The following is a 512-nucleotide window of genomic DNA, read 5'->3' as shown; positions in this document are numbered from 1 at the left end:
TGATGATTTAGCCAAAGAAATGGCCGATCCAAGTAATACAGAACATGTAGCGGCACCTATTCCTGGATTGCTAGTTGATGTTGCTGTTACTGAGGGTATTAAAGTTCAAAAAGGCGCTAAGCTATGCACCATTGAAGCTATGAAAATGGAAACTGTGATTTACGCTGATCAAACAGGAACTGTTGATAAGCTTTGTGTCAAAGCAGGCGAAAACATTGAAGCCCAACAATTATTATTTGTTATAAAATAAATTTCTTCCATCTATATATATGTTAGTTTTGACTTGTGCTTAAAAAAATCGTAACAGCAAAACACCGAGGTTTTTGTGCGGGAGTTGACCGAGCTGTTGAAATTGTTGAGAAAAGTTTAGTTAAATACGGTGCACCAGTCTATGTGCGCCATGAGATTGTCCATAATAAGTTTGTTGTTCATAATTTAAAAGAAAAGGGAGTTATCTTTGTGGAGTCTTTAGATGAAATTCCACAAGGAACAAAACAACCTGTGATCTTTTC

The 512-nt window shown here is 36.3% G+C and carries 1 protein-coding gene and 1 pseudogene; both read left to right on the top strand.

Translation table 11 applies throughout. From position 1 onward, the window contains the following. On the top strand, positions 1–250 hold a 250-nt coding region (locus AC1QQ2_RS15135), incomplete at its 5' end, for a biotin/lipoyl-containing protein (RefSeq protein WP_479713770.1). Positions 251–285: 35 nt separating this feature from the next. Next, positions 286–512 (top strand): annotated as a pseudogene (ispH, locus tag AC1QQ2_RS15130) (4-hydroxy-3-methylbut-2-enyl diphosphate reductase); the annotation flags it as partial.

This window comes from Aestuarium sp. (assembly GCF_023253315.1).
GTDB lineage: Bacteria > Pseudomonadota > Alphaproteobacteria > Rhodobacterales > Rhodobacteraceae > Marivivens > Marivivens donghaensis.
Note: the sequence above shows the minus strand (reverse complement) of the source record. Positions and strands in the feature narration are given on the sequence as shown.